The sequence below is a fragment of the Pseudomonas sp. GM55 genome (genome assembly GCF_000282395.1).
Lineage (GTDB): Bacteria > Pseudomonadota > Gammaproteobacteria > Pseudomonadales > Pseudomonadaceae > Aquipseudomonas > Aquipseudomonas fluorescens_CC.
On sequence record NZ_AKJJ01000048.1, the window covers coordinates 79411 to 105959 of the forward strand.

The window sequence follows — 26549 nt, forward strand, 5'->3', positions numbered from 1 at the left end:
ATCGCGAGCAAGCTCGCTCCTACAATCGCAGGCACAAAAAAACCGTGCCCGGATCGCTCCGGTGCACGGTTTTTTTTCAACAAGTCTTACTTGTTGACAGCGTCGGTCAGGCCTTTGGCCACAACCAGCTTGATCACTTTCTTGGCAGCGATTTCGATGGCAGCGCCAGTCGAAGGGTTACGGCCAGTACGGGCAGGGCGCTCAGTCACTTTCAGTTTGCCGATACCTGGCAGAGTGATTTCGCCGCCGTTTTCCAGCTGATCGGCAACGATTTGGCCCAGTTGGTCCAGAGCGTTACGCGCGGTGGTTTTCGGCGCGTCGATAGCTTCAGCGATGTCGGCGATCAGTTGGTCTTTAGTAAGAGCCATTTAGTGTTCCTTCCCTATCAAATTCATATGGATTGCAGAGTGCAATGTCAGCCATCGAGCCCGATCTTCTGGATCTGGCACCCTCGGCCAAATAACCTCGGGATCGGGGTTATAGATACCGAAATCAGGGTTTGGTTCGACCTGACAAATGCTGACTGCACGCTTAACGCAGTGACTTCGCGCAAGACCGGGCAAAGCTAGCACACAGGCGTGGAAATATCCGCCTCTAGCTACCCATTTGGTCAGCTTTATTGCGCTAAAACAGGAAAAAAACGCATAAGCGCCGTCGGTCGCCCGTCAATTGCCCTTCGTACCGCGCCAAAACCAGTGGTTGCGGTACACTGGGCGCTTTTTCGGGGGAGCACGCCCTCCTCTCTTCATTCAGCCGAGAAGCCCATGCCGATCCGTCATTGCATCGTCCACCTGATCGACAAAAAACCCGACGGCACACCTGCAGTTCTCCACGCCCGTGACTCTGAACTGGCCGAGTCCGCGGCCATCGAGAACATGCTCGCCGACCTCAACGAAAGCTATAACGCCAAACAGGGTAAAGCCTGGGGCCTGTTCCATCCGGAATCCGGCGCGTTCCCGTTCAGCGGCTGGCTGAAGGAGTACCTCGAGGGTGGCCAGGATTTCACTGCGTTCAGTCGCGTGGCGGTTGAGCATCTGCAAAAACTGATGGAAGAATCGAACCTGTCGGTCGGCGGCCATGTGCTGTTCGCGCACTATCAACAAGGCATGACCGACTACCTGGCCATCGCCCTGCTGCACCACAGTGAAGGCGTGGCCGTGACCGACGAACTGGACGTGACCCCGTCCCGTCACCTGGACCTGGGGCAATTGCACCTGGCGGCGCGGATCAACGTTTCCGAATGGCAGAACAATAAACAGTCCAAGCAGTACATTTCGTTCATCAAAGGCAAGAACGGCAAAAAGGTTTCGGAGTATTTCCGCGACTTCATTGGCTGCCAGGAAGGCGTCGACGGTCCGGGTGAAACCCGCACCCTGCTCAAAGCCTTCAGTGATTTCGTTGAAAGCGAAGACCTGCCGGAAGACGACGCCCGCGAGAAGACCAAGACCCTGGTGGATTACGCCAGCAGCCAGGCCAAGCTCGGTGAGCCGATGGGCCTGGAAGAACTGTCGGGGCTGATCGACGAAGAACGCCCGAAGGCCTTCTACGATCACATCCGCAACAAGGATTACGGCCTCTCGCCGGAAATCCCGGCCGATAAACGCACCCTGAACCAGTTCCGCCGATTCACTGGCCGCGCCGAAGGCCTGTCGATCAGTTTCGAAGCCCACCTGCTGGGCTCGAAGATCGAGTACGACGAAGAAGCCGGCACGTTGATCATCAAGGGCCTGCCCACTTCGCTCACCGATCAGCTGAAGCGTCGCAACTGATGCTCGGCGGCGTGCTGAAGAAATTCCTGCTGATCCTGCTGGTGGTCGTGGCTTACCAGAATTGGGGCAAAATCGAGCGGGTGTTCAACCCTTCGCAGGTCGTGTCGGAACAGACGCAGGCCCAGGCCAACGTCGTGCTCTATGCCACCGAATGGTGTGGTTACTGCAAGCTGACCCGGCGCTTTCTCGATCAGAAAGGCATTCCGTACAAGACATTCGATATCGAGAAAGACGCCGTCGCGCGCAAGGATTACGAGGCCTTGGGTGGTGCAGGGATTCCGATCATCGATGTGAACGGAACCCTCATTCGCGGGTACGACCCGGATGCGATCCTGGCTGCCCTCAAATAACTCCCTTGTAGGAGCTGGCTTGCCAGCGAAGACGGTGGATCAGTCGACAAATATGCTGACTGACACACCGCTTTCGCTGGCAAGCCAGCTCCTACAGGGCCTGTGTATGACGGGACTTATTGCGCTTCGATGCGGAAGCCAAAACGCGGGAAGTGCACATGCACCACGCCGCCACGCTCGTCCTCGCGTCGCACAATCAGCTCTTCGCGGCCGGCAAACAACAACTCCCCCACTACCGGATCAACGCCATAGTCCGTGGCCGCGATGACTACCTGCTGACCGGCCTCGAATCCATTGGGATCAACGAACTGCTCATCGGGCAAGGCCGCTGGCGTGGATGTGCGCGCGACCTCCAGCGCCTCCTCGGACGTCATTTCGCTGGATGCACCGTGACCGAAGCCCAGCACTCGCGCATGCCACGCACTGACCGCCGGATACGCATCGACCAGCGGCGCAGTGACCGGTGTGGCCTTGAGGAACCAGAGGCTATGAGCCAGGGCAAAGTCGGCAATCGACGGCTCGCCGAACAGGAAATCCCCCTCTTCGCGCTGCAATTGCAACTCCAGCCGCGACATGATCGTTGGCCACTGGTGCCTGGCCTGCTCGGCGGCCAACCTGGTCGCACTACCTCCACTGAACAACCCGGTGCGGTCGGCAATAAACGCCTTGATCGCTTCCGGCGACAACTTGCCAAAGCGCACCGCTATCGATTCGGGCTGGAACACCAGGCTGACCGCGTGCTGGAACACCACTGAGTCGGCCCAGGCTGCAAACGTCGCGGTGATCATTTCCTGACCTTCAGGGAAAAACGCCGGCAAGGTTTTTTCCTGCTCCAGTCGCCGGGCAATCAATGCCGTATCGCAATAAATATCCGCACCGACCTGCAACACCGGGGTCTTGCGGTAGCCACCGGTCAACGCCGTGAGATCCGGTTTGGGCATCACTGGCGAGATATTCACCGAACGCCAGGACAAGCCCTTGAAGCCCAGCAGCAGGCGGGCCTTCTCGGCAAAGGGGGACGTCGGGTAATGATGCAGAATCAACTCGGACATGCTCGGCTCCGCCGCAAGGATCAGGAATCCGCAGCTTAGCGCGCAATCACCTGGCAGCCTACAGATCCGCCTGATGGGAACTGATCAGTCAGAGTGATAAGTCAGAGGCGGCGCTCGCTGCGCTCGCCACCAGGCATTCCTTGGCACTCTTTTTGAGCTTTTTGATCAGCCGCTCCTGACGTAACGCATCGCTTTTGTCGCGACAGCGTTCGGTGTAGACCAGTGCCATGGCAGGGCTGGAAAGAAAGAATCGTGCGCCCTTGCCGCTTTGATGCTTGGCGAAGCGACGCACGGGATCATCGCTGATCCCGCAATAAAGCGAACCGTTGGCCGCACGAACGAGGTAGACGAACCAGGCTTTGCTCGCGGGGGTGTCGGCGTCGACAGGGCTTTCGCTGAGGGTGGTCACGTAACGATCAGGGCTTGAAGGAAAACAGGCCGTGATCTTATCAGCGACTGGCCTGGAATGCCTTCAGGCCTTTCAATGCCTGGGCGCGGACGGCGTTTCTCACCAGCGGCGTCCAGCCCAGCAGCAGGCCTTTGAAACCCAACGCCTGACGTGACCACTTCCACAGATCGAAGCGGTCGTGGTGCTCGCAGATCTTGCCGTCGCGAAAGACGAATCGCGCCTGAATGTCGTTGATCACAATATTGCCGGTCTGGCTGAACAGATAGGTCGCGACCCAATGGGCGCCACCGCTGCGCTGATCGGCGTGGACTTGATCGAAGGTCAGGGAAAAGTCCTTGGCCCGAGTGGTCAGCATGCGCCACATGTCACCGGCGTCGCGACCGCGAAGCTCGCCGAACGCCGGGTCACTGAACACCACATCATCGGTGTAGCAGGCCGCCATGGCTTCGGCATCCAGGCGCTGGAAGGCTTGATAGAACTGGGTGATCAACGCGCTGTGGGCGTCACTCATGGGCAGGCTCCATACGATAAAAGGATTTTGCCTGCACGATAGTCCGCAAATGCGTCGAGCACTATCGGCATTCGTTAGCCGAATACCGATAGTGCTCGTTTCAGACCTTTTCGCTTTCCACCTGAACGTACAAAGCACGCCCGGCACCGAGCCCCGCGATGATCGCCCCCAGGCCGATGACACCGAAGATCCAGCCCACAGCCGTCCAGCCGCCAGTCCAGTCATGCACGATGCCGACCGCGAACGGCCCCATGGACGCCAGGGTGTAACCGAAGCCCTGGGCCATGCTCGACAGGTTCGCCGCGACGTGGGAGTCCCGCGAGCGCAGCACGATCAGGGTCAATGCCAGGCTGAACGTGGCGCCCTGCCCCAGCCCCAGCACAATTGCCCAGCCCCACAAGCCTTCGATCGGCGCATACAGGCAACCGAACAGGCCGCCGAGGGTCAGCACCATCACGATCACAATCGCCAGGCGCTGATCCTTGCCACGGGTCGCCAGCCAGGGTGCCGCGAGCGAGCTGACCAGTTGCACGATCACCGAGCCCGACAGCACCAGCCCAGCCTGGGTCGGGGTCAGGCCACGCCCGATCAGGATCGATGGCAACCAGCCGAACACGATGTAGGCCAGGGACGATTGCAGGCCCATGTACAAGGTCACTTGCCAGGCCAGCGGGTCGCGCAGCAATCCCCGAACGCGATAGGCGACGTTGTGCGCGCCGTGTTTCTGGCCGACTTGCGGCAGCCAGAACACTGCCGCCGCCAACGCGGGGATAACCCAAAAACCAAGGCCCAGCGCCCAGCTCTTGTCGAAATGCTCACTGAGGGGCACGGTCGCACCCGCCGCCATCGCTGCGCCCAGGCACAGGGCCATGGTGTAGACGCCGGTCATGGTCCCGGCCTGTTTCGGGAAATCGCGCTTGACGATACCTGGCAACAACACGCCGATCACGCCGATGCTGGCACCGGCCAGCACGCTTCCGGCAAACAGGCCGATCTCACCGAACGAACTGCGCAGGATGATCCCGCCAGCCAAGGTCAGAAGAATGCCCAACACGACCCGCTCGGCTCCGAAGCGACGCGCCAGCACCGGCGCCAGTGGCGCAAACAGGCCAAGGCAAAACACCGGCAACGTGGTCAGCAATCCCGCCGTGGACGCCGACAAGCCGAGGGACTTCGAGACCTCGCTGAGCATCGGCGCCATGCTCGACAGCGCCGGGCGTAGGTTCAGCGCCACCAGAATCAGGCCCAGGAGCAACAGCCACGGCCGACGCAGGACCGGGTGAGCTTGCTGGACCTGTTCGTCATCGGCCTCGGCGTCGATCAGCAGCTCTTCCAGCTCTGCCGAACGTTTTTGGGCTGTGGATAAATCACCGCGGTGCATGGGCTTCTCGGTTTCAAGGTTCATTGATCAACTGCCTCGACAGGGCTTTGGCCCGCTCCGGGTCGCGTTGTTCGACGGCATCGAGCAATTCGATGTGCAGGTCGAACACTTCCTGGCGGCGCGGGACGATGTTCAGGGTCTGGCGCAACTGCGCACCGACGATGCTGGAGAAATAGCGATACAACTCGCTGAGGGTCGGGTTGTGCGCGGCGTCCACCAACCGACGGTGGAACACCAGATCGCAGGCGATGTAGGTATCGAGATCGCCGTGGTAGTGGCTGCCGCTGACACCCAGCGCCTCGCGCAATGCCACCAGGTCTTCATCGGTGCGGCGCATGGCTGCCAGGCCGATAGCCTCGACTTCGAGGATGTGCCGGGTTTCCCGGGCCTGCTCAAGGGAGCAACGGGACAGCGCCTTCAAGGTATCGAGCGGATCGACCACCGCCCGCAGGTAACTGCCATCGCCCTGGCGGATCTCGATCAATCCGGAAAACGCCAACACACGCATGGCTTCGCGCACGGTGTTGCGGCTGATACCGAGTTCGGCGGACAACTCAGGCTCGGTGGGCAAACGCTGGCCCACGACCCATACGCCCTGGTTGATACGCAGGCGCAGCTGGTCCAAGGCCTGATCGACCAGCGATCGTTTTACCAATGGAGAGATTTCTGACATGGAATTCGCCCTCTCATCCAATCATAGGATGAATTTTCTGACATGTTAGTCAGCTTCATCCGAGAGAGCAACATGATCCCTGTAGGAGCGAGCCTGCTCGCGATGGACGTCAACGATAACGTTGGTTGGCAGGTACCCCGCGGTGCTCTCAAGTCCATCGCGAGCCAGCTCGCTCCTACAGGCAAAAAAAACCCGGAACATGTCCGGGTTTATTTCAGTGCCTGGGTTCGATCAATGCAGAATCTGGCTCAGGAACAGCTTGGTGCGCTCATTCTGCGGGTGGTCGAAGAAATCGTTCGGCGCAGCCTGTTCGACGATTTCGCCCTTGTCCATGAAGATCACGCGGTTGGCCACGGTGCGGGCGAAGCCCATTTCGTGGGTCACGCAGAGCATGGTCATGCCGTCTTCGGCCAGGCCGATCATGGTGTCCAGTACCTCTTTCACCATCTCCGGGTCGAGTGCCGAAGTCGGTTCGTCGAACAGCATGATTTTCGGCTTCATGCACAGCGCGCGGGCGATTGCCACACGCTGTTGCTGACCGCCGGACAGTTGCCCAGGGTATTTATGCGCCTGCTCCGGAATGCGTACGCGCTCCAGGTAGTGCATGGCGATTTCCTCGGCCTTGCGCTTGGGCATCTTGCGCACCCACATCGGCGCCAGGGTGCAGTTCTGCAAAATGGTCAGGTGCGGGAACAGGTTGAAGTGCTGGAACACCATGCCAACTTCACGACGGATCGCCTCGATCTGCTTGAGGTCGTTGGTCAGTTCTGTGCCATCGACCACGATGCGGCCCTGCTGGTGTTCTTCCAGACGGTTGAGGCAGCGGATGGTGGTGGACTTGCCCGAACCCGACGGCCCGCACAGAACGATACGTTCACCCTGCTTGACGTTGAGGTTGATGTCTTTCAACACGTGGAACTGGCCGTACCACTTGTTCACGCCCTGCATCTGAATAATGCCTTCAGGGCCCACAGGCTGTTTGATTGCTTCGCTCATAAAAGAACTTCCTAAATTAGGTACGGCGCTTCAGCGCTTGTGGCCAGTGTCGAGCTTGCGTTCCAGATGCATGGAATAGCGCGACATACCAAAACAGAAAATCCAGAACACCAGGGCGGCGAACACATAGCCTTCGGTGGCCATGCCCAGCCATTTAGGGTCGGCGGCGGCTTGCTTGACGCTGTTGAGCAGGTCGAACAGGCCGATGATGATCACAAGGCTGGTGTCCTTGAACAGCGCGATGAAGGTGTTGACGATGCCGGGGATCACCAGCTTCAGGGCTTGCGGCAGAATCACCAGGCCCATGCTGCGCCAGTAGCCCAGGCCCATTGCGGCAGCCGCTTCGTACTGACCTTTGGGAATCGCTTGCAGACCACCGCGCACCACCTCGGCCACATAGGCCGACTGGAACAGGATCACGCCGATCAGGGCCCGCAGCAGCTTGTCGAAGTTCATGCCTTCAGGCAGGAACAGCGGCAGCATCACCGAGGACATGAACAGCACCGTGATCAACGGCACGCCGCGCCAGAACTCGATGAAGGTCACGCAGACCACGCGAATCGCCGGCAGGTTCGAACGACGCCCCAGGGCCAGGACAATCCCCAGCGGCAGCGCACCGGCGATGCCGACGGTGGCGATCACCAGGGTCAGCATCAGGCCGCCCCATTGGCTGGTCGCGACATTGGTCAGGCCGAAGATGCCGCCATGCAACAGGAAGTAGGCAAAGATCGGGTACAGCACCAGGAAGCCCAGCCCGTACACCGCTTTATGGTGAAAGCGCGAGATGAACAACGGCGCCACGCCGACAATCGCCAACCACACCGTCAGGTCCACGCGCCAGCGCAGTTCCGGCGGGTAATAGCCGTACATGAACTGGCCAAAGCGCTGCTGGATGAACACCCAGCAGGCGCCCTCCTTGGTGCAGTCGGCGCGGGTCGTGCCCACCCAGTTGGCGTCGAGGATGGCCCAGTGCAGGATCGGCGGCACCACCAGGTAGATGAGGTAGAACGCAAACAGGGTCAGCAGAGTGTTGAGCCAGCTGGAGAACATGTTCGCGCGCATCCACGCCACCACACCGATGCTGCGGCCCGGTGGAGGCATGTCAGGTTTGAAAGTATGAGTACTCATGCGCTTTTCCTTACCGCTCGATCAGCGCAATGCGCTTGTTGTACCAGTTCATCAGCAGGGAAATGCTGATACTGATTGCCAGGTACACGCTCATGGTGATGGCAATCACCTCGATCGCCTGGCCGGTCTGGTTGAGCACGGTCCCGGCGAACAGCGAGACCATTTCCGGATAACCGATACCGGCCGCCAGCGAGGAGTTTTTCGCCAGGTTCAGGTATTGGCTGGTCAGCGGTGGAATGATCACACGCAGGGCCTGCGGGATGATCACCTTGCGCAGGGTCGGACCGTTGCGCAGGCCAAGGGAATGCGCCGCTTCGGTCTGGCCATGGCTGACCGACTTGATGCCCGAACGCACGATCTCGGCGATGAACGCCGCGGTGTACACGGTGAGGGCCAGCGTCAGCGCCAACAGTTCCGGGATCAGCACCCAGCCGCCGACGAAGTTGAAGCCTTGCAGCTTTGGCATTTCCCAATGCAGGGGTGCGCCGAAGATCAGTGCGCACAAGGCCGGGATCACCAGGAACAGCGCCAGGCCGACCCAGAACTTGTGGAACGGTACACCCGTCTCCTCGAAGCGCTTGGTGGCCCAACGGCTCATCAGCACGATGGCGACGATGGCCACCACGATGCTGGCTACGAATGGCCAGAAACCGTCCGCCATCAGCGCGGCGGGCATGTTCAGGCCGCGGGCGCTGACGAAGAAAGTGTCGCCGAAGTTATGGCTGTTGCGCGGCCCCGGCATGGTCAGGAACACCGCGAAGTACCAGAACAGGATCTGCAGCAATGGCGGAATGTTGCGGAAGACTTCCACGTACACCGTCGCCAGCTTGGCGATGATCCAGTTCTTCGACAGCCGCGCCACACCGACGATGAAGCCGAGGATCGTCGCCAGGATCACGCCGATGAAGGTCACCAGCAAGGTGTTGAGCAGGCCGATGACAAACACCCGGGCGTAAGTGTCCGCTTCGGTGTAGTCGATCAGGTGCTGAGCGATGCCGAAACCGGCACTGCGCTCCAGAAAGTCGAAACCGGAGGTAATGCCCCGGTGCTGCAGGTTGGTTTGCGTGTTGTCGAACAGAAACCAGCCTAACGAGACCACCCCGATAATCGTGATGATCTGGAATACCCACGCACGCACTCGTGGATCGCTGAGGCTGAGCCTCTGCTTTGGTGCGCCGATTGAATTTTGCATGAAGTGCCCCGGAAATAATGGAACAGAACATCACCCGGTGGTTGGCCCACCGGGTGATAGAACCATCAGCGCACTGGTGGTGCGTATTGAATGCCGCCAGCGTTCCACAGAGCGTTCAGCCCGCGGTCGATTTCCAGCGGAGTGCTCTTGCCGAGGTTTTTCTCGAACACTTCGCCGTAGTTGCCTACTTGCTTGATGATCTGCACGACCCAGTCTTTCTTCACTTTCAGGTCTTTGCCGTATTCACCGTCGGTACCCAGCAAACGGGCAACGTCAGGGTTCTTGGTGCCCTTGGCTTCGGCTTCGACGTTCTTCGAAGTGATGCCGGCTTCTTCAGCGTTGAGCATGGCGTAGCCAGTCCAGCGCACGATGGCCAGCCACTCGTCGTCGCCATTACGCACGACCGGGCCCAGAGGCTCCTTGGAAATGGTTTCCGGCAGAACCACGTAGTCCTTCGGCGAAGCCAGCTTGCTGCGCTGGGCGAACAGCTGGGACTTGTCGGAGGTCAGAACGTCGCAACGACCGGATTCCAGCGACTTGGCGCTTTCGTCGGAGGTGTCGAAGGTGATCGGGGTGTACTTCAGGCCGTTGCCGCGGAAGTAGTCGGAAACGTTCAGCTCGGTAGTGGTACCGGCCTGGATGCAGATGGTTGCACCGTCCAGTTCTTTAGCGCTTTTCACGCCCAGCTTGTTGTTTACCAGGAAGCCGATGCCGTCGTAGTAGGTGATGAAGCCTGGAAACTTCAGGCCCATGCCCGCGTCACGGGAGCTGGTCATGGTGGTGTTGCGCGACAGGATGTCGATTTCGCCGGATTGCAGCGCGGTGAAGCGCTCCTTGGCGTTCAACTGGCTGAACTTGACCTTGGTCGCGTCACCGAAGACAGCAGCCGCTACTGCACGGCAGTAGTCAGCATCGATACCTACGATCTTGCCGGTGGAATCCGGAACCGAGAAGCCTGGCAGGCCATCGCTGACGCCACACTGCACGAAGCCTTTCTTCATCACTGCATCCAGGGTTGCGCCCGCCTGGGCAAACCCGCTGACACCGAGTACTGCGGCTGCAGTCACGATAGCCAGGGTGGATTTCAACATCTTCATTCAAACCTCCAGTTTTGCTCTTGTTGTGTCGGAGCGTGAGTCCAGTCGCACCCTTTTGAGGCGTAGTCGACCCGTGTTGGCTTGTTTTTGGGGTCAACCGACGTAAGACGTTAGCTATGAGTCTAGTAGGAGAAAATCCACATCATGGAAAACTCACTCTCACCAGTCGGCCGAACGGGCTGTAGCCCTTTCACGTTCGCGAAGCCCGTAGCGGCCTTTGGCGAACATCCATCACCGGATTCATCGCTATCCCACAGTCGGCAGTAGACTGATAGTGTTACCGCCGGGCGCGAGATGTGTTGCACCGTTTCTCCATAGCAAAGCCCGTACCACACCGCCCGCGGAAGCGGTTCAGCTGCAGGTCAATAGCAAAACTTGTACCCTTGCGACATCTTCTTAACAGATCAACCTGACGCGCACTTGGATCACGCACTTAATGAGCGCGCACGCACAACATTGGAGCAGCCATGACCAACCCCTTGATTCTTGAACCCGTCAAGACCGCAGACGCCTGCGTCATCTGGCTGCATGGCCTGGGCGCCGACCGCTATGACTTCCTGCCGGTGGCCGAAGCGCTACAGGAAAGCCTGCTGAGCACCCGCTTCGTTTTGCCCCAGGCACCGAGCCGCGCCGTGACCATCAATGGCGGTTACGAAATGCCGAGCTGGTACGACATATTGGCCATGAGCCCGGCGCGCGCGATCAATCGTGAACAACTCGAGGAGTCGGCCAGCTGGATCATCGAATTGATTGAAGCGCAGCGAGCCAGCGGAATAGACGCCTCGCGAATTTTCCTGGCCGGTTTTTCCCAGGGCGGTGCCGTGGTGTTACACGCCGCTTTTCTGAAATGGCAGGGACCACTGGGTGGCGTAGTTGCCCTCTCTACTTATGCACCCACCTTCAGCGACGAACTGGAATTGTCCGCGAGCCAGCAACGCATCCCGGCGCTATCGCTGCATGGTCAATACGATGACGTGGTGCAAAATTCGATGGGACGTACCGCTTACGAGTATCTGAAGCAGCATGGTGTCACCGTGACATGGCAGGAGTACCCAATGGGTCACGAAGTGTTACCCGAAGAAATTCGCGACATCGGCACCTGGCTCGCCGAGCGCTTGCGTTAAACGTTTTATGTTGCTCTTTTTGTTTAAAGGGCGCCCTTTGATCCATCCCCCTACGCCGCGCCCGATTCTTGCATTACACTGCCCGGCGTACATTCCTTAACCAATTGATGAGATGACCGTGCTCAAAGCACTCAAGAAAATGTTCGGTAAAAGCGAGACTGAGCAACTCGCGCCAGTCCCCAGCGCTCCGTCTCACGCTCCCGGCCAACGCACCGACGGCAATCAGTCTGAGCGGGCCACCACCACGACGGCACTCAAGCATGAGCCGAAGACCGTAGAAGCCGCCCAGCCTGCGGCGATCACAGCCCCGGAGCAGCCGCGCAGCGACACGCCGAAACCCGCCAAACCACGCCGCGAACCCAAGCCCAAGGCGCCGGTCATTCCATGGAAACTCGAAGACTTCGTCGTCGAACCCCAGGAAGGCAAAACCCGCTTCCACGATTTCAAGCTCGCCCCTGAACTGATGCACGCCATCCAGGACCTGGGCTTCCCGTATTGCACGCCGATCCAGGCACAGGTGCTGGGCTTCACCCTCGCGGGCAAAGACGCCATCGGCCGCGCCCAGACCGGTACCGGCAAAACCGCTGCGTTCCTGATATCGATCATCACCCAGTTGCTGCAAACCCCGCCGCCGAAAGAGCGCTACATGGGTGAGCCACGGGCGCTGATCATCGCGCCGACCCGCGAACTGGTGGTGCAGATCGCCAAAGACGCCGCCGACCTGACCAAGTACACCGGCCTCAACGTCATGACGTTCGTTGGCGGCATGGATTTCGACAAGCAGCTCAAGCACCTCGAAGCCCGCCACTGCGACATCCTCGTGGCCACGCCGGGCCGCCTGCTGGACTTCAACCAGCGTGGCGACGTGCATCTGGACATGGTCGAAGTGATGGTGCTGGACGAAGCCGACCGCATGCTCGACATGGGCTTCATCCCGCAAGTGCGCCAGATCATTCGCCAGACGCCACCGAAGTCCGAGCGTCAGACGCTGCTGTTCTCCGCGACCTTCACCGAAGACGTGATGAACCTGGCCAAGCAATGGACCACCGACCCTGCCATCGTCGAAATCGAAGTCACCAACGTGGCCAACGAAAACGTCGAGCAGCACATCTACGCGGTGGCCGCTGCCGACAAATACAAACTGCTCTACAACCTGGTCAACGACAATGGTTGGGAGCGGGTCATCGTCTTCGCCAACCGCAAGGATGAAGTGCGGCGCATCGAAGAGCGCCTGGTGCGCGATGGCATCAATGCCGCGCAACTGTCCGGCGACGTGCCGCAGCACAAGCGCATCAAGACCCTGGAAGGCTTCCGCGAAGGCAAGATCCGCGTACTGGTCGCCACCGACGTGGCCGGTCGCGGCATCCACATCGACGGCATCAGCCACGTGATCAACTTCACCCTGCCCGAAGTGCCGGATGACTATGTGCACCGCATCGGCCGTACCGGTCGTGCCGGTGCCGACGGCGTGTCCATCAGCTTTGCCGGTGAAGACGACTCCTACCAGCTACCGTCCATCGAGGAAAAGCTGGGGCGCAAGATCAGCTGTGAAACGCCTCCGACGCATCTGTTGCGGGCGGTTGAGCGCAAGCGTCCGCATTAAGTGACGCGATCAAGAGAAGCGCAGCCGGCAACGGACTGCGCTTTTTTTTCGCCCGGATATTGTCCTGCAGGACTAAAAGTCCATAATAGACAAATTAGTTCAACTCGAATCCCGGAGCCGACCATGTCCAGTACGCCCCAAGTGATCACCCAAGCCCAGGCCCGCGAGTATCTGGCGCGAGTCGATGTGCCGCAGATCCTGCGCAAACTGTTCCGCGACCTGGCCGCCGGGCAAGCGGTGCAACCGGCGCAGCAATTGGTGGAGTTCCCACAGGGCGCCGGCGACTTCATCAATTACCTGGGCGTGCTGGCCGAAGACGGCGTGTACGGGATCAAGACTTCGCCGTACATCGTCCGTGAACAGGGACCATTGGTGACGGCGTGGACACTGCTGATGTCGATGCAAAGCGGGCAGCCGCTGTTGTTGTGCGATGCCGGAGAACTGACCACCGCGCGCACTGCGGCCACCACCGCTGTGGCGGTCGACGCCCTCGCGCCGCCCACAGCCAATCGTCTGGCCATCATCGGCAGCGGCAAAGTGGCCCAAGCGCACCTGCATTACGTGAAAGGGCTGCGCGATTGGCAGAGCATCAGCCTGTACTCGCCGAGCCTGAACGAAGATGCCGAAACCGTGAGCCTGCTGAAAAACATCGAGCCACGCCTGAACATCGCCGACAGTCGCGAAGCTGCCGCTCTGGACGCCGACGTGATCATGCTCTGCACCTCGTCCGCCGGCCCGGTGATCGACCCGTCAAGCCTCAGCAAACCGGCGCTGATCACCTCCATCAGCACCAACGCGCCGCGCGCCCACGAAGTGCCGCCGCAGAGTCTCAACGACATGCAGGTGTTCTGCGACTATCGCCTGACCACCCCCGGCTCGGCCGGTGAAATGCTGATCGCCGCCGAACGGCACGGCTGGGACAGGAGCGCGATTGTCGGCGACCTGCCCGATCTGCTCAGCGGAAAAGTCCCGCGTCCCGACTACGATCGCCATGTGTTTTTCCGCTCCATCGGCCTGGGCCTGGAAGACATTGCGCTGGCCAATGCCATCTATCGCCTGCAGCACTAACCCCACAAACCTGTAGGCGCTGGCTTGCCAGCGATGCAGACGCCGCGGTCCGTCTGGTAAACCGCGGCGATGCCATCGCCAGCAAGCCGGCTCCTACAGAAATTACCTACAGCATTTGTGCGTTATCAGGAGACGTTCATGAGCCAGGCAGATTTCATCATCATCGGCGGCGGGATTGCCGGTGCTTCCACCGGTTTCTGGCTGTCGCAGCACGGCCGCGTGATCGTGCTCGAACGCGAATCCCATCCGGCCTATCACTCCACCGGCCGTTCGGCTGCGCTGTACACCGCAGCCTATGGCACCCCACAAGTGCGGGCGCTGACCCTGGCCAGCCGGGACTTTTTCGACAACCCGCCCAGCGGTTTCTGCGAACACCCGCTGCTGACCCCGCGCGGCGAAATGACCGTGGACTTCACCGGTGACCCGGATGAATTGAACCGGCAGTACCAGAGCGCAAAAACCACGGTGCCGCAGATGCAACTGCTCGGTGTCGACGAGGCTTGCGCGCTGGTGCCGATCCTGCGCCGGGAAAAGGTCCACGGCGCCATCTACGACCCGACCGCCAGCGACATCGACACCGATGCCCTGCATCAGGGATACCTGCGCGGCATCCGTCGCAACCAGGGCGAAGTGCATACCGACAGCGAAGTGGTCAGCCTGAGCCGCGACGGCCAAGGTGTATGGCACGTTCAGACCAACAGCCAGACCTTCAGCGCCCCGGTCATCATCAACGCCGCCGGCGCCTGGGCCGACAAGATCGGTGAACTGGCCGGTGCGAAGCCACTGGGCCTGCAACCGAAACGCCGTGCCGCGTTCATCTTCGCCGGCCCGGAGGGCGTGGACATCCACCATTGGCCGATGCTGGTCAGCCTCGACGAATCCTTCTACATGAAACCCGACGCCGGGATGTTTCTCGGCTCGCCGGCCAACGCCGACCCGGTCGAACCCCACGATGTGCAGCCCGAAGAGCTGGACATTGCCATGGGCATCTACCAGATCGAAGAGGCCACGACCCTGACCATTCGCCGCCCGACCCGGACCTGGGCCGGCCTGCGCAGCTTCGTCAGCGACGGCGATCTGCTGTCCGGCTTCGATCCACAGGTGCCGGGGCTGTTCTGGGTCGCGGCGCAAGGTGGTTATGGCATCCAGACTTCACCGGCCATGGGCCAGGCCAGCGCAGCACTGGTGCGCGGTGCGGCGTTGCCCGAGTCGTTCGGCCGTTTCGGCCTGAACGCCGAAATGCTCTCCCCTGCCCGCCTCGGCTGATCCTGATCCTCAGGTGACGTGCCCACACGATTACGGCACACTTTCAGCGCCCCTTTGATGGGGCGTTGACGCTGCCTGGAGTTCCACCAATGAACGCCCCCGAAAAAGACTCGGCCCTGGACGACACGTCCCTGGATAACTTCCACGCAATCGCCGACGCCATCGCCACGTTGTTTTTCCCCCACGCCGAAGTGGTGCTGCACGACCTGCGCACGCAAAAGGTCGACTACATCGCCAACAACCTGTCCAAGCGGGAAATCGGCGACGACTCGGCGCTGGAAGACATGCTCAGCGACGATGTCAGCGAACGAAACATCGGGCCGTACGAAAAGCTCAATTGGGATGGTCAGAAGATTCGCAGCCTCAGCACCGTCCTGCGCGACAGCGAGGGGCATCCGCTGGCCGTGCTGTGCATCAACCTGAATATTTCGCTGTTCGAGAATGCCAAGGCCGCCCTGGACCTGTTCCTGTCGCCGACCAAGCTGATCCCGCAACCGGATGCACTGTTTCGCGATGACTGGCAGGAGCGGATCAACACCTTCCTCCACGCCTGGCTGCGAGAACGTCAGTTGAGCCTGAACCTGCTGACCCGCGATCACAAACGCGAGCTGGTGCTGGCGTTGCACGCCGAAGGCGCGTTCAAGGGCAAAAGCGCCTCGAACTACGTGGCCAATGTGCTGAACATGGGCCGGGCGACGGTGTACAAGCATTTGAAGGAGTTGAAGGGTTAGGATCTAGTAACTTTGTTGGCTGGTCTGGCCCAATCGCGGGCAAGCCCGCTCCCACACTTGATCTGTGGCGTTCACAAATCCCCTGTGGGAGCTGGCTTGCCAGCGATGGCGGTTTGTCAGTCGCCGTAGATATCAGACTTGAAATACTTCTCGGAAATCTTCTGGTACTCGCCACTGGCACGAATGCCATCAATGGCCGTGTTCAGCTCGCTGACCAGTTCGGAGTTGCCCTTGCGCACGGCAATCCCGGCCCCTTCGCCCACATACTTCGGATCTTTCAGCTCCGGCCCGACAAAGGCATAACCCTGGCCACGCGGCATCGACAGAAAGTCATTGAGCGGAATGGTGTCGGCAAAGATCGCGTCGAGGCGACCGGCGGCCAGGTCCATGTAGATTTCTTCGTTGTTGCTGTAGCGCTTGACGTTGATGCCCTTGGGCTCGAACACCTCGGTGGCGTAACGGTCGGTGGTGGTGGCGCGCTGCACGCCGACGGTCTTGCCCTTGAGGCTCGCGTACTGGTCATCCACCACCGCGCCGTCCTTCATGACCAGGCGCGACGAGGTGAAATAGTACTTGTGGGTGAAGTCCACCGATTTCTTGCGGTCTTCGTTGATGGTCATGGACGACAACGCCATGTCGATTTTCTTCACCTTCAGGGAAGGAATCAGACCGTCGAACTCGCCTTCGACCCACACACACTTGGCCTTCATCTGCGCGCACAGGGCGTTGCCGATGTCATAGTCGAAACCGACGATTTCGCCCTTGTCGGTTTTCGAGGCGAACGGTGGATACGCCGCTTCGATGCCGATGCGCAAGGTTTTCTCGGCGGCGAACACGCTACTGCACGCCAACAGGCTCAGGGCCAGACCGGTGATGAGGGGGAACTTCTTCATGTTCGTTTTCTCGCGGTTATTGTTGGTTTGGCAAGACAGAAGAAAAAGCTGAAACGGGTGGAAACCTTTTTTGTACTTATAATTCCATACTGGACTTTTATGTATAAGTCGTCAATGAGGCAAATGCAGCCCGTGCCGGCCGATGGTCGGGTGGTGTCTCAGGAGGTTATGGGGTGAAGCAGATGGCCTCTTCGCGGGCAAGCCCGCTCCCACAGTGGATCTGGTTGAGCACAAATTTTGTGTACGACGCAGAACCCTGTGGGAGCGGGCTCGCCCGCGAAGACTGACTAAAGAACGCCGCAGGAATTACTGCTTCCAGCGATCCGCCGCCGCATGATCGCTGTCACGGCCCTCGACCCAACGCGGCCCGTCGCTGGTGTTTTCTTTCTTCCAGAACGGTGCGCGGGTTTTCAGGTAATCCATGACAAAGGCGCAGGCGTCGAATGCCGCCTGACGATGGGCGCTGGCAGCGCCGACGAAGACAATCGGCTCGCCAGGTTCCAGGGCGCCGATGCGATGCAACACTTCCAGCTTGAGCAATGGCCAGCGTTGTTCGGCCTCGATGGCGATCTTGCCAAGGGCTTTTTCGGTCATGCCCGGATAGTGTTCGAGGAACATCCCGGCCACGTCGAGGCCGTCATTGAAGTCGCGCACGTAGCCGACAAAACTCACCACCGCGCCGACGCCGACATTGGCATCGTGCATGGCGTTGACTTCGGCCCCCGGGTCGAACGCGGTGGACTGCACGCGAATCGCCATGCCTCAGCCTCCGGTCACGGTCGGAAAGAACGCCACTTCATCGCCATCACTCACCGGCTCGTCGAGCTGGCAGAGGTCTTCATTGCGGGCGCACATCAGGTTTTGCTCGCTCAATACTTCGGCACCGTCACGCTGGGCCAACAGTGCGCGGACGTCGTCGACGGTGGCGAAATCGCCTTGAACCTTCACCGAGTCCAGCCCCAGCGCTTCACGATAACGGGCGAAAAACTTCACGGTCACGTTCATGGCTGCTCCGCCTGGAAATGTCCGCTCTTGCCGCCGACCTTCTCCAGCAGACGCACACTTTCGATGGTCATGCCGCGGTCCACGGCCTTGCACATGTCATAGATGGTCAGCGCGGCGACGCTGGCGGCGGTCAGGGCTTCCATTTCGACGCCGGTCTGCCCGGACAGCTTGCAGCGCGCCACGATACGCACCGAGTCATCGCCTTCGGCACTGAGCTCGACCTTGACGCCGGTCAGCATCAGCGGATGGCACAAGGGAATCAGATCGCTGGTTTTCTTCGCCGCCTGGATGCCGGCAATGCGCGCCACGGCAAACACATCACCCTTGGGGTGACCGCCGCTGACGATCATCTGCAGGGTCTCGGGCAGCATGCGCACCAGGGCTTGGGCCGTCGCCTCACGGAATGTCACGGCTTTTTCAGTGACGTCGACCATGTTGGCGCGACCTTGGGAATCGAGATGAGTCAGCACGGGATTACTCCTGATCAGGAGTATCGATTGTAAACCTGCGGGTCAAATTTTCGCACGCCTGATTATCGGACGTACCTCGCCTTGTAGGAGCTGGCTTGCCAGCGATGGCGGCCTTGAGTTCAACACAAGGCTCATTACCCCATCGCCGGCAAGCCGGCTCCTACAGGGTTATGCGTACGACAAAAAAAAACCGGGCGGCTGTGAAGCCGCCCGGTTCCGGTGGACAGTTACAGATGCGATTCGGCGTATTCGGCCAGGATCGAACGTGGCACCCCTTGCAGGGTGATGTGCACCCCGTTCGGGAAGTCCTTGAAGCGTTCAGTGAGGTAGGTCAGCCCGGAGCTGGTCGCGGACAGGTAAGGGGTATCGATCTGCGCCAGGTTGCCCAGGCACACCACTTTGGAACCGGCGCCGGCACGGGTGATGATGGTTTTCATCTGGTGCGGCGTGAGGTTCTGGCATTCGTCGATCAGGATCAGGCTCTGCTGGAAGCTGCGGCCCCGGATGTAGTTGAGGGATTTGAACTGCAACGGCACTTTGCTGAGGATGTAGTCGACGCTGCCATGGGTGCTTTCGTCATCCATGTGCAAGGCTTCGAGGTTGTCGGTGATGGCGCCCAGCCACGGCTCCATTTTTTCTGCTTCGGTGCCGGGCAGGAAGCCGATTTCCTGGTCCAGACCCTGCACGCTTCGGGTGGCGATGATACGGCGATAGCGCTTGCTGACCATGGTCTGCTCGATCGCAGCGGCCAGCGCCAGGATGGTTTTACCCGAGCCTGCGGCACCCGACAGGTTGACCAGGTGGATGTCCGGATCGAGCAAAGCGTACAACGCCAGGCTCTGATAGATATCACGCGGCTTCAGGCCCCAGGCCTCCTGGTGCAGCAGCGGTTCCTGGTGCAAGTCGAGGATCAGCAAACGGTCTTCTTCAATCTCCTTGATCCAGCCGACAAAGCCCTGCTCATCAATGATGAATTCATTGATGTGCACCGCCGGCAGGTTGTCGATCAACTGCACCTGATGCCAGGTGCGGCCATGATCCTGACGGGTTTCGACCTTGCTGACTCGGTCCCAGAAGGAGCCGGTCATATTGTGGTAGCCATTGGGCAGCAAGGACACATCGTCGACCAGTTGGTCGGTGCTGTAGTCCTCGGCCGCGATCCCGCAGGCGCGCGCCTTGAGGCGCATGTTGATGTCTTTGGTGACCAGCACCACGGGCTTCTTCGGATCGCGCGCGTGCAGGTCGATCAGCTGGTTGATGATTTTGTTGTCATTGAGGTGCTCGGGCAGAATCAGGTTCGGCTCGGCATTCCTGATCATCAGAATTGACAGCAACCCTTTGGGTCCGCTTTTGCCACGCTGGATCGGAACACCCTGCTCGACGTCCTCGGGAGAGGCATCGCCCAGTGTCTTGTCGATCAGCCGGATGGCCTGGCGGCATTCTGCGGCAACGCTGTGAGGCCCGCTCTTGAGCTTGTCGAGCTCTTCAAGCACGGTCATCGGGATCGCAACGTGGTGTTCTTCGAAGTTGAGCAGCGCGTTTGGATCGTGAATCAATACGTTGGTATCGAGTACATAAAGGATTGGCTGGTTGGAAGAAGAGCTACGTCCGTGATCATCCATACTCGGTCACCTTTGTGGGAGCCAGTCGACGCAATACCCTGACGGTGCTGCGCCTCGAAGTGACTGCCGAATACACCTGCGGGGACTCAAGTGTTCTGCATACATGCGGGGTCTTGGGAGACGCCACCTGTGTTGCAGGTTTCGGCGGTCTGTCTTCGTAATACTCCAAAACGTGTGACAGAAAAAAGTACTTTGACGCTTTTTTGAAGTTTATTTTTCAGAATGACCAATAACACTTGGCGGACTGCCATCACCCGTTTACAGTCAGAGATCAACCTGCAGTGAAATCCCGCTTAAAATCGGCCCATCCCCAATGTTTACGGGCTTTTGCCGCTTTCAGCGAAACGCATCCTGGCAATCTTCCCAGCCGATCCCGACAGGCGCCGTTTGCGTGACCAGCCACGGCAACGCCGTTTTCACGCCATCCTGCTTCGCATTGAAATTGATCACACCATGCCGCCACAGCAGCATCAGGGTCAGCACCCGTTGCGCACTCTGGTTGCCCTTGAGTTTGCCGGCGCTGTCCTGGGCGTCGATGTCCCATAGCGCTACCTGCAGACCCTGAGCCTTGAAGAAACCTTCGGCATCGGAACGGCGCTGGCCATCGGGCGGACGGAACAGTGGCACGTAGTTCTCCGGCAGCTTGCCTTTGACCAGTTCGGCGCTGCGGCGCACCGAGTCCTGCCAGTCCTGCCAGTGGCTGTGGGAACGGAACTCCCAGCCTTGTACGCCGATGCACTGGGTCGAGTAGGTCGCTTGCAGGTTGCTCACCGAATGCTCTGCCAAACGGGCCTGGAAGTCCTTGCCGAGAACGAAGAACGTGCCGTTCATGTTCGACTTGCGCAGGTACTCGGTGACCCAGGCCGTATTGTCCGGCGCGGCGTTGGCGGCGCTGTCGAAGGTCAGCAGAAACAGCCGGTCATGCATCTCGTCGCCGGTGCGCTCATAGTCGCCAAAACGATCGACTTCGCTGCTGGTTTGCGGGAACAGCGCAGCCTTGCGCAACTGTTCGTCCAGGTACTGGGTGTGGAACACACGGCTCGGCTCGGCCCACTTGATGTAGTAGCTGTCTGCACTGACCTGGAACTTGCTGGCCTGTTCGCGCAGGGTAGGCATGTCCTCGACCAGAAAACAGAAGGAGGCATCCTGGTCGCAACTCTGCTGGGCATAGTTGTAGTTGGTCAGCAGCCGTTGCCACATGCGCTGGCGAACCCGGTTGACCGACTCCAGATTGATCGTGCGCAGGCCCAGACGCTGGGCCAGGGCGGTTTCATCCAGCGACTCGCTGGCCAACAGTACGCTGGAATACATGAGAATCTCGGCCCTCGACGCGACGTCGAACAGCGTCGGGTTGCCGAGTTTTTCCGGCCAGGTGCTGCGATCGAGCGTCGCCACATCGCCCGGCGCCGCGAGGGCGCCGAAGCTCAGTAGCCAGATCGAGATGAGAAAAGCGATACGCAATGGGATGTCTCCATAACAAAACCCGCGCGGCACTATAGCTGATCCACTCCCAATTCCCGCAGCAACACAGAGCCACAGGGTTTTGTGCAAGGCCACCGGCCATCACCTATGGACGCGATAGCTGGAGTCAGCGAGGACAACCCCCTAGAATCGCCGCCACGATTAAAGGAGACGACTTCATGCTGATGGTGATTTCACCCGCCAAGACCCTCGACTATGAAACACCGCCGGTGACCCAGCGCTTCACCCAGCCGCAGTACCTCGACCACTCCCAGGAGTTGATCCTGCAATTGCGCGAGTTGTCCCCGGCGCAGATCAGCGAGTTGATGCATGTTTCCGACAAGATCGGCGGGCTCAACGCCGCGCGTTTCGGCAGCTGGACACCCGCGTTCACTCCGGAAAACGCCAAGCAGGCGCTGCTGGCCTTCAAGGGCGACGTCTACACCGGGCTGGATGCGCAAACCTTCAGCGAAGCCGACTTCGACTATGCCCAGCAGCATTTACGCATGTTGTCCGGCCTGTATGGCCTGTTGCGCCCACTGGACCTGATGCAGCCTTATCGCCTGGAAATGGGCACGAAACTGGCCAACGCCCGGGGCAAGGATTTGTATGCTTTCTGGGGTACACGCATCAGCGAATGGCTCAACGAAGCCCTGGCCGATCAAGGCGATGATGTGCTGCTCAACCTGGCGTCCAACGAGTACTTCTCGGCGGTCAAACGCAACGCCTTGAACGCACGAATCATCAATACCGAATTCAAGGACCTGAAGAACGGCCAGTACAAGATCATCAGCTTCTACGCGAAAAAGGCTCGCGGCATGATGAGCCGCTTCGTCATCGAAGAACGCATCAACGATCCGGCGACCCTCAAGCAATTCGACGTTCAAGGCTATCGCTACAGCGCTGAACATTCCAAACCGGACAATCTGGTGTTCCTGCGCGATCACGCACCAGAGTGATGCATCCAGTCGGCGCACGACTGCCCCAACCCTCGTGCGCCGACCCTGGATTCACTTCAGACTTTCCCGCCATCTTCGCCATTTTTATGGCGCCAAAAATTCACCACTCATTTTCCTAACTTTAGTTTCACTCGACTTCAATCATTTTTTTGCGTAGTGGCACTGACTTTTTTTAACAGTAGTGGCAAAAAACTATCCGCCCCAATTATCCGCCTATATATAAAGGGCGAAACGGCAAGTGCTATCAGTTTGAGAGCAGTGCCATCTTTCTCAATATTTCAAAAAATTTCAGATTTCGCGCCAGGCGGTCTGGAACTATGTCAAAACTCACCGCTCATACCACCGGTAACGATTCTCGCCGAGCGTGTACGAGATAACTTACGCAGATAAGCGATTCGTGTAGCGAAGTTGTAATAATAACTTGTGCCGACTAATCACTGATTTGGACAACAGCTAGCGGACAGGAGATAACGCGATATGACTATCCCCTACAAGGCCAAGGCAGCGCCCCTACAAACGTGCTCACCCGAGCACCAAAGCGCTTGATCCACGGGCTTTCAGCCTGAGATCAAGCGTGCAAGGCCTTTGCACCTGGATCTTTTTAAAAGAGGATCGGCTGCATAACAGGGCAAATCATAATAACAAGGCCTAGTTACGCACACCTTGAGTGCATTTATTTAGACACTCGTAACTTATATGCCAGCACGCGGCATCATTGTGCCTGCAAGGCGCACTTGCGAGTGCACTATCACCGCTGAACACCATTAACTCCGGCCATTTAATGGCTTGATCAATACAGAGGTAATTGCGATGCGCATCAGCATTTTCGGTTTGGGTTACGTCGGCGCAGTATGTGCCGGTTGCCTGTCTGCACGGGGTCATGACGTCGTTGGCGTCGATGTGGCCAAAGACAAGATCGACATGATCAATGCCGGCAAATCGCCGATTGTTGAACCCGGCCTGGGCGAACTTCTGGCCCAGGGCATCCAGACCGGTCGCCTGCGTGGCACCACCAACTTCGCCGAGGCGATTCGCGACACCGATCTGTCGATGATTTGCGTGGGCACGCCGAGCAAAAAGAACGGCGACCTGGAGTTGAACTACATCGAGGCAGTGTGCCGCGAAATCGGTTTCGTGCTGCGTGACAAGACCACCCGCCACACCATCGTCGTGCGCAGCACCGTGCTGCCGGGTACCGTGGCCAACGTGGTCATCCCGATTCTCGAAGACTGCTCCGGCAAGAAAGCCGGCGTTGATTTCGGCGTGGCCGTGAACCCTGAGTTCCTGCGCGAAAGCACCGCCATCGCCGACTACGACCAGCCGCCAATGACCGTCATCGGCGAATTCGACAAAGCGTCCGGCGACGTTCTGCAATCGCTGTACGAAGAGCTCGACGCCCCGATCATCCGCAAGGACATCGCGGTCGCCGAGATGATCAAGTACACCTGCAACGTGTGGCACGCCACCAAGGTCACCTTCGCCAACGAAATCGGCAACATCGCCAAGGCAGTCGGTGTCGACGGTCGCGAAGTGATGGACGTGGTCTGCCAGGACAAGACCCTCAACCTGTCCCAGTACTACATGCGCCCGGGCTTCGCCTTCGGCGGCTCGTGCCTGCCCAAAGACGTGCGTGCCCTGACCTACCGCGCCGGCTCCCTGGACGTGGAAGCCCCGTTGCTCAACTCGCTGATGCGCAGCAACGAATCCCAGGTGCAGAACGCTTTCGACATCGTTTCCAGCCATGACAAACGCAAAGTTGCCCTGCTGGGCCTGAGCTTCAAGGCCGGCACCGACGACCTGCGCGAAAGCCCGCTGGTTGACCTGGCGGAAATGCTGATCGGCAAGGGCTATGACCTGAGCATCTACGACAGCAACGTCGAGTACGCCCGCGTTCACGGTGCCAACAAGGACTACATCGAATCGAAGATCCCTCACGTTTCGTCCTTGCTCAACTCGGACTTCGACGCGGTGATCAACAACTCCGACGTAATCATCCTCGGCAACCGCGACGAGAAATTCCGCGCGCTGGTGCAGGACGTTCCGCACGGCAAGCAGGTGATCGACCTGGTCGGCTTCATGTCCAAGGCCACCAGCACCACTGGCCGCGCCGAAGGTATCTGCTGGTAACCGGCAGGTTGTAAGCGCTTCGCGCTGATCGCCAGCAAGCCGGCTCCTACAGATCACCGCAAACCTGTAGGAGCTGGCTCGTCAGCGAAGGCGTACCTGAGATCGCCATCGCTGGCAAGCCGGCTCCTACAGGGGGCGCGAGACTTGCAACTGACTTTAGGATTCCGATTATGCACAGGCTAAAACACGGCCTACTCCAGGCCGCCGGTTGGCTGTTCTACCTGAGTTTACTGATGGGCCTCGCCATGGCGTTGCCCGTGTCCACGTTCGACTCCGAGTCGAAGGACTTCATTTTCCTGATTGGCGCCGTGGGTATCTGGCGCTACTCGATGGGTGCCACCCACTTTGTGCGCGGCATGATTTTTCTGTACATCGTCTACCCGCACCTGCGGCGCAAAGTGCGCAAGCTGGGCAAAGCGGCTGACCCGTCCCACGTGTTTCTGATGGTCACCAGTTTCCGCATCGACGCCCTGACCACTGCGCAGGTCTACAGCTCGGTGATCCGCGAAGCCATCGACTGCGGCCTGCCGACCACCGTGGTCTGCTCCATCGTGGAAATGTCCGATGAGCTGCTGGTAAAAAGCCTGTGGAACCGGATGAACCCGCCGTCCCGGGTCAAGCTCGACTTCGTGCGCATTCCCGGCACTGGCAAACGCGATGGTCTGGCCTACGGCTTCCGCGCCATCTCCCGGCACCTGCCGGATGATCGCGCCGTGGTCGCCGTGATCGATGGCGACACCGTGCTGGCCGAAGGCGTGGTGCTCAAGACTGTGCCGTGGTTCCAGATGTTCGGCAACGTCGGTGGCCTGACCACCAACGAATTCTGCGAAGTGCGCGGCGGCTACATCATGAGCGAATGGCACAAGCTGCGTTTCGCCCAACGCCACATCAACATGTGTTCGATGGCCTTGTCCAAGCGCGTGCTGACCATGACCGGCCGCATGTCGGTGTTCCGCGCCACCGTGGTCACCAATCCGGACTTCATCGCCGACGTGGAAAGCGACTCGCTGCAACACTGGCGCCTGGGCCGCTTCAAGTTCCTGACCGGCGATGACAAGTCCAGCTGGTTCAGCCTGATGCGCCTGGGCTACGACACGTTCTACGTGCCCGACGCGGCGATCAACACCGTTGAACACCCGCCGGAAAAGAGCTTCATCAAGGCCAGTCGCAAACTGATGTTCCGCTGGTACGGCAATAACCTGCGGCAGAACTCCCGTGCCCTGGGCCTGGGGATCAAACGCCTCGGCGTGTTCACTTCGGTGGTGCTGTTCGACCAGCGCGTGTCGATGTGGACCTCGCTGCTGGGCCTGACCGTGGCACTGATCGCCAGCTTCAAGTACGGCACCGCGTTCATCCTGGTGTACCTGCTGTGGATCGGCATTACCCGGTTCATCCTGACCTTGTTGCTGTCGTGCTCCGGACACCGGATCGGCCCGGCCTACCCGGCGATTCTCTATTACAACCAGATCGTCGGTGCACTGGTGAAGATCTACGTGTTCTTCCGCCTCGACCAACAATCCTGGACTCGCCAGCCCACTTCCCTGACCCGTGATCTCGCCAGCTTTCAACGTTGGTTCAACACCTGGTCGTCTCGGACCATGACCTTCTCTGCCGGCAGCATTTTTGTCGCCGTGCTGCTGTTGATGGTCTGACCGCCCCCTT

At 59.6% G+C, this 26549-nt stretch carries 26 protein-coding genes; 10 read left to right on the forward strand and 16 right to left on the reverse strand.

Annotated features, from left to right (window positions below):
- Window positions 1-86 precede the first annotated feature (86 nt).
- A complete protein-coding gene (locus tag PMI31_RS13400) occupies window positions 87-368 on the reverse strand; it encodes an HU family DNA-binding protein (RefSeq protein WP_007905514.1) in 282 nt (93 codons plus the stop codon).
- A 396-nt stretch (window positions 369-764) separates the two neighbouring features.
- Here PMI31_RS13400 and yejK point away from each other — a divergent pair, with 396 nt between their 5' ends.
- Both yejK and PMI31_RS13410 read left to right on the forward strand, forming a co-directional pair.
- A complete protein-coding gene (gene yejK, locus PMI31_RS13405; RefSeq protein ID WP_008018580.1) occupies window positions 765-1769 on the forward strand; it encodes a nucleoid-associated protein YejK in 1005 nt (334 codons plus the stop codon).
- The gene (locus tag PMI31_RS13410) at window positions 1769-2119 is read left to right on the forward strand and encodes a glutaredoxin family protein (RefSeq protein ID WP_008018581.1); all 351 of its coding nucleotides are present in this window, start codon (window positions 1769-1771) and stop codon (window positions 2117-2119) included. Before yejK ends, PMI31_RS13410 begins: the two co-directional genes overlap by 1 nt.
- Window positions 2120-2235: 116 nt before the next feature.
- Here the strand turns inward: PMI31_RS13410 and PMI31_RS13415 are convergent, their stop codons facing one another.
- From PMI31_RS13415 to PMI31_RS13455, 9 genes are all read right to left on the reverse strand, one after another.
- Window positions 2236-3171 carry a glutathione S-transferase family protein gene (locus tag PMI31_RS13415; RefSeq protein WP_008018582.1) on the reverse strand — a complete coding sequence of 312 codons (936 nt, stop codon included), beginning with the start codon at window positions 3169-3171 and terminating at the stop codon, window positions 2236-2238.
- Window positions 3172-3259: 88 nt separating this feature from the next.
- The gene (locus PMI31_RS13420) at window positions 3260-3580 is read right to left on the reverse strand and encodes a GIY-YIG nuclease family protein (protein ID WP_008018583.1); all 321 of its coding nucleotides are present in this window, start codon (window positions 3578-3580) and stop codon (window positions 3260-3262) included.
- 40 nt (window positions 3581-3620) lie between these two features.
- Window positions 3621-4091: a nuclear transport factor 2 family protein gene (locus PMI31_RS13425; RefSeq protein ID WP_008018584.1), complete on the reverse strand. Its 471-nt coding sequence runs from the start codon at window positions 4089-4091 to the stop codon at window positions 3621-3623.
- A gap of 100 nt (window positions 4092-4191) precedes the next feature.
- Window positions 4192-5496, reverse strand: coding sequence for a CynX/NimT family MFS transporter (locus PMI31_RS13430; RefSeq protein WP_008018585.1), 1305 nt, complete (start codon window positions 5494-5496; stop codon window positions 4192-4194).
- Entirely contained in the window at window positions 5486-6145 is a 660-nt protein-coding gene (locus PMI31_RS13435; RefSeq protein WP_008018586.1) for a FadR/GntR family transcriptional regulator, read from the reverse strand. Before PMI31_RS13435 ends, PMI31_RS13430 begins: the two co-directional genes overlap by 11 nt.
- Window positions 6146-6376: 231 nt before the next feature.
- Window positions 6377-7141: an amino acid ABC transporter ATP-binding protein gene (locus tag PMI31_RS13440; protein WP_008018587.1), complete on the reverse strand. Its 765-nt coding sequence runs from the start codon at window positions 7139-7141 to the stop codon at window positions 6377-6379.
- Between the two features lie 30 nt (window positions 7142-7171).
- Complete coding sequence (locus PMI31_RS13445) at window positions 7172-8269, reverse strand: amino acid ABC transporter permease (RefSeq protein ID WP_008018589.1); 1098 nt, start codon at window positions 8267-8269, stop codon at window positions 7172-7174.
- Window positions 8270-8279: 10 nt separating this feature from the next.
- Window positions 8280-9461: an amino acid ABC transporter permease gene (locus PMI31_RS13450; RefSeq protein WP_008018590.1), complete on the reverse strand. Its 1182-nt coding sequence runs from the start codon at window positions 9459-9461 to the stop codon at window positions 8280-8282.
- A 65-nt stretch (window positions 9462-9526) separates the two neighbouring features.
- A complete protein-coding gene (locus PMI31_RS13455; protein WP_008018591.1) occupies window positions 9527-10558 on the reverse strand; it encodes an amino acid ABC transporter substrate-binding protein in 1032 nt (343 codons plus the stop codon).
- Window positions 10559-11025: 467 nt separating this feature from the next.
- On the opposite strand from PMI31_RS13455, the gene PMI31_RS13460 reads away from it, so the two are divergent.
- The 5 genes from PMI31_RS13460 (at window position 11026) to PMI31_RS13480 (ending at window position 16350) form a co-directional block, all read left to right on the forward strand.
- Window positions 11026-11682 (forward strand): alpha/beta hydrolase, encoded by a 657-nt coding sequence (locus PMI31_RS13460; RefSeq protein WP_008018592.1) that lies wholly within the window; start codon window positions 11026-11028, stop codon window positions 11680-11682.
- A 112-nt stretch (window positions 11683-11794) separates the two neighbouring features.
- Window positions 11795-13285, forward strand: a complete 1491-nt coding sequence (gene rhlB, locus PMI31_RS13465) for an ATP-dependent RNA helicase RhlB (RefSeq protein WP_008018593.1) — start codon at window positions 11795-11797, stop codon at window positions 13283-13285.
- A 123-nt stretch (window positions 13286-13408) separates the two neighbouring features.
- Window positions 13409-14353 (forward strand): ornithine cyclodeaminase family protein, encoded by a 945-nt coding sequence (locus tag PMI31_RS13470; RefSeq protein ID WP_008018594.1) that lies wholly within the window; start codon window positions 13409-13411, stop codon window positions 14351-14353.
- 138 nt (window positions 14354-14491) lie between these two features.
- The gene (locus PMI31_RS13475; protein ID WP_008018595.1) at window positions 14492-15619 is read left to right on the forward strand and encodes an NAD(P)/FAD-dependent oxidoreductase; all 1128 of its coding nucleotides are present in this window, start codon (window positions 14492-14494) and stop codon (window positions 15617-15619) included.
- An 89-nt stretch (window positions 15620-15708) separates the two neighbouring features.
- Window positions 15709-16350, forward strand: coding sequence for a helix-turn-helix transcriptional regulator (locus PMI31_RS13480; RefSeq protein ID WP_007972668.1), 642 nt, complete (start codon window positions 15709-15711; stop codon window positions 16348-16350).
- A gap of 116 nt (window positions 16351-16466) precedes the next feature.
- Here PMI31_RS13480 and PMI31_RS13485 read toward each other — a convergent pair whose 3' ends face one another.
- From PMI31_RS13485 to PMI31_RS13510, 6 genes are all read right to left on the reverse strand, one after another.
- Window positions 16467-17243, reverse strand: coding sequence for an ABC transporter substrate-binding protein (locus PMI31_RS13485; protein ID WP_008018596.1), 777 nt, complete (start codon window positions 17241-17243; stop codon window positions 16467-16469).
- 306 nt (window positions 17244-17549) lie between these two features.
- The gene (gene moaE / locus PMI31_RS13490; protein WP_007989960.1) at window positions 17550-18002 is read right to left on the reverse strand and encodes a molybdopterin synthase catalytic subunit MoaE; all 453 of its coding nucleotides are present in this window, start codon (window positions 18000-18002) and stop codon (window positions 17550-17552) included.
- 3 nt (window positions 18003-18005) lie between these two features.
- Window positions 18006-18248 carry a molybdopterin converting factor subunit 1 gene (gene moaD / locus PMI31_RS13495; protein ID WP_008018597.1) on the reverse strand — a complete coding sequence of 81 codons (243 nt, stop codon included), beginning with the start codon at window positions 18246-18248 and terminating at the stop codon, window positions 18006-18008.
- Window positions 18245-18718, reverse strand: coding sequence for a cyclic pyranopterin monophosphate synthase MoaC (gene moaC, locus PMI31_RS13500; RefSeq protein WP_007972660.1), 474 nt, complete (start codon window positions 18716-18718; stop codon window positions 18245-18247). Before moaC ends, moaD begins: the two co-directional genes overlap by 4 nt.
- 227 nt (window positions 18719-18945) lie before the next feature.
- A complete protein-coding gene (locus PMI31_RS13505; protein ID WP_008018598.1) occupies window positions 18946-20340 on the reverse strand; it encodes a PhoH family protein in 1395 nt (464 codons plus the stop codon).
- Between the two features lie 336 nt (window positions 20341-20676).
- A complete protein-coding gene (locus PMI31_RS13510) occupies window positions 20677-21801 on the reverse strand; it encodes a polysaccharide deacetylase family protein (RefSeq protein WP_008018599.1) in 1125 nt (374 codons plus the stop codon).
- Between the two features lie 179 nt (window positions 21802-21980).
- Between PMI31_RS13510 and yaaA the strand changes: the two genes are divergently transcribed.
- The 3 genes from yaaA to alg8 all read left to right on the forward strand — a co-directional run bounded on the left by yaaA (window position 21981) and on the right by alg8 (window position 26539).
- The gene (yaaA, locus tag PMI31_RS13515; RefSeq protein WP_008018600.1) at window positions 21981-22760 is read left to right on the forward strand and encodes a peroxide stress protein YaaA; all 780 of its coding nucleotides are present in this window, start codon (window positions 21981-21983) and stop codon (window positions 22758-22760) included.
- Window positions 22761-23570: 810 nt separating this feature from the next.
- Window positions 23571-24887, forward strand: a complete 1317-nt coding sequence (locus PMI31_RS13520) for a nucleotide sugar dehydrogenase (protein WP_008018601.1) — start codon at window positions 23571-23573, stop codon at window positions 24885-24887.
- Window positions 24888-25057: 170 nt separating this feature from the next.
- Entirely contained in the window at window positions 25058-26539 is a 1482-nt protein-coding gene (gene alg8, locus PMI31_RS13525; protein ID WP_008018602.1) for a mannuronan synthase, read from the forward strand.
- Window positions 26540-26549: the final 10 nt, after the last annotated feature.

Bases quoted from the DNA above. Each gene is read 5' to 3' on its own strand.
- PMI31_RS13400 (WP_007905514.1), bottom strand. From the start codon at position 368: ATGGCTCTTACTAAAGACCAACTGATCGCCGACATCGCTGAAGCTATC.
- yejK (WP_008018580.1), top strand. From the start codon at position 765: ATGCCGATCCGTCATTGCATCGTCCACCTGATCGACAAAAAACCCGAC.
- PMI31_RS13410 (WP_008018581.1), top strand. From the start codon at position 1,769: ATGCTCGGCGGCGTGCTGAAGAAATTCCTGCTGATCCTGCTGGTGGTC.
- PMI31_RS13415 (WP_008018582.1), bottom strand. From the start codon at position 3,171: ATGTCCGAGTTGATTCTGCATCATTACCCGACGTCCCCCTTTGCCGAG.
- PMI31_RS13425 (WP_008018584.1), bottom strand. From the start codon at position 4,091: ATGAGTGACGCCCACAGCGCGTTGATCACCCAGTTCTATCAAGCCTTC.
- PMI31_RS13430 (WP_008018585.1), bottom strand. From the start codon at position 5,496: ATGAACCTTGAAACCGAGAAGCCCATGCACCGCGGTGATTTATCCACA.
- PMI31_RS13435 (WP_008018586.1), bottom strand. From the start codon at position 6,145: ATGTCAGAAATCTCTCCATTGGTAAAACGATCGCTGGTCGATCAGGCC.
- PMI31_RS13440 (WP_008018587.1), bottom strand. From the start codon at position 7,141: ATGAGCGAAGCAATCAAACAGCCTGTGGGCCCTGAAGGCATTATTCAG.
- PMI31_RS13445 (WP_008018589.1), bottom strand. From the start codon at position 8,269: ATGAGTACTCATACTTTCAAACCTGACATGCCTCCACCGGGCCGCAGC.
- PMI31_RS13450 (WP_008018590.1), bottom strand. From the start codon at position 9,461: ATGCAAAATTCAATCGGCGCACCAAAGCAGAGGCTCAGCCTCAGCGAT.
- PMI31_RS13455 (WP_008018591.1), bottom strand. From the start codon at position 10,558: ATGAAGATGTTGAAATCCACCCTGGCTATCGTGACTGCAGCCGCAGTA.
- PMI31_RS13460 (WP_008018592.1), top strand. From the start codon at position 11,026: ATGACCAACCCCTTGATTCTTGAACCCGTCAAGACCGCAGACGCCTGC.
- rhlB (WP_008018593.1), top strand. From the start codon at position 11,795: ATGACCGTGCTCAAAGCACTCAAGAAAATGTTCGGTAAAAGCGAGACT.
- PMI31_RS13470 (WP_008018594.1), top strand. From the start codon at position 13,409: ATGTCCAGTACGCCCCAAGTGATCACCCAAGCCCAGGCCCGCGAGTAT.
- PMI31_RS13475 (WP_008018595.1), top strand. From the start codon at position 14,492: ATGAGCCAGGCAGATTTCATCATCATCGGCGGCGGGATTGCCGGTGCT.
- PMI31_RS13480 (WP_007972668.1), top strand. From the start codon at position 15,709: ATGAACGCCCCCGAAAAAGACTCGGCCCTGGACGACACGTCCCTGGAT.
- PMI31_RS13485 (WP_008018596.1), bottom strand. From the start codon at position 17,243: ATGAAGAAGTTCCCCCTCATCACCGGTCTGGCCCTGAGCCTGTTGGCG.
- moaE (WP_007989960.1), bottom strand. From the start codon at position 18,002: ATGGCGATTCGCGTGCAGTCCACCGCGTTCGACCCGGGGGCCGAAGTC.
- moaD (WP_008018597.1), bottom strand. From the start codon at position 18,248: ATGAACGTGACCGTGAAGTTTTTCGCCCGTTATCGTGAAGCGCTGGGG.
- PMI31_RS13505 (WP_008018598.1), bottom strand. From the start codon at position 20,340: ATGGATGATCACGGACGTAGCTCTTCTTCCAACCAGCCAATCCTTTAT.
- yaaA (WP_008018600.1), top strand. From the start codon at position 21,981: ATGCTGATGGTGATTTCACCCGCCAAGACCCTCGACTATGAAACACCG.
- PMI31_RS13520 (WP_008018601.1), top strand. From the start codon at position 23,571: ATGCGCATCAGCATTTTCGGTTTGGGTTACGTCGGCGCAGTATGTGCC.
- alg8 (WP_008018602.1), top strand. From the start codon at position 25,058: ATGCACAGGCTAAAACACGGCCTACTCCAGGCCGCCGGTTGGCTGTTC.